The sequence below is a fragment of the Pseudomonas sp. Sample_10 genome, assembly GCF_004321495.1.
Lineage (GTDB): Bacteria > Pseudomonadota > Gammaproteobacteria > Pseudomonadales > Pseudomonadaceae > Aquipseudomonas.
On sequence record NZ_RCOE01000197.1, the window covers coordinates 1 to 1416 of the forward strand.

Consider the following 1416-nt stretch of genomic DNA (forward strand, 5'->3'; position numbering starts at 1 on the left):
AGGCATAGTGACGAACCTCGCCGGCGCCGCTGATGTTGTCGACGCAACGACCGCAAATTTCCGGATGTTCCGGGTTCACGCCGACATCTTCACGGCAGTGCCAGCAACGGGCGCACTTGGCGTGGGCCGATTTGACGATTTTCAGTTTCAGGCCGCTGACTTCGGTGACCACTGCGTCGGCAGGCGCCTGTACGAACGGCGCAACGCTGGCGGTCGAAGTGATCAACACGAAGCGCAACTCGTTGCTCAGCTTGGCCAGGTCGGCGCTCAGGGCGTCTTCGGCGAACAGCGTCACTTCGGCTTGCAGGTTGCCACCGACGGCCTTGGCCGCACGCTGGATTTCCATTTCCTTGTTGACCGCCACCTTCACTTCCATGATGCGATCCCAGTAGGCGCGACCCAGTTCGAAGCCTTCCGGCAGTTCGGTCAGGCCTTCGTACCAGGTGTTGAGCATGACCGATTCGTTACGCTCGCCCGGCAGGTACTGCCACAGCTCGTCGGCGGTGAACGCCAGGATCGGCGCGATCCAGCGCACCAGCGCTTCGCTGATGTGGAACAGCGCGGTCTGGCACGAACGACGGGCCTTGCTGTCGGCGCCAGTGGTGTACTGGCGATCCTTGATGATGTCGAGGTAGAAACCACCCAGCTCCTGCACGCAGAAGTTGTGGATCTTCGAGTACACGTTCCAGAAACGGTACTCGCCGTAGTGCTCTTGCAACTCGCGTTGCAGCAGCAGGGTACGGTCCACGGCCCAACGGTCCAGCGCGAGCATTTCTTCAGCCGGCAGCAGGTCGGTGGCCGGGTTGAAACCGGTCAGGTTGGAAAGCAGGAAGCGCGCGGTGTTACGGATACGCCGGTAGGCGTCCGCACTGCGTTGCAGGATCTGCTCGGATACCGCCATTTCACCGGAGTAATCGGTAGACGCGACCCACAGACGCATGATGTCGGCGCCCAGTGTGTCGTTGACCTTTTGCGGTGCGATCACGTTGCCCAGGGACTTGGACATCTTGCGGCCGGACTCGTCGACGGTGAAACCGTGGGTCAGCAGCTCGCGGTACGGCGCGTGGTTGTCGATGGCGCAACCGGTCAGCAGCGACGAGTGGAACCAGCCACGGTGCTGGTCCGAACCTTCCAGGTACAAGTCGGCGCGCGGGCCGCTCTCGTGGCCCATCGGGTGCGAACCGCGCAGGACGTGCCAGTGCGTGGTGCCCGAGTCGAACCAGACGTCGAGGGTGTCGCTGATCTTGTCGTACTGCGGTGCTTCGGCGCCCAGCAGCTCGGCGGCGTCCAGCTTGAACCAGGCTTCGATGCCTTCGACTTCGACGCGCTTGGCGACTTCTTCCATCAGCTCGACGGTGCGTGGGTGCAGCTCGCCGCTTTCCTTGTTCAGGAAGAACGGGATCGGCACGCCCCAGT

At 62.7% G+C, this 1416-nt stretch carries 1 protein-coding gene; it reads right to left on the reverse strand.

Translation table 11 applies throughout. The features are described 5' to 3' along the window. Positions 1-1416: class I tRNA ligase family protein (locus tag D8U18_RS19410; protein ID WP_153189115.1), on the reverse strand; the 1416-nt coding region annotated here is incomplete at both ends.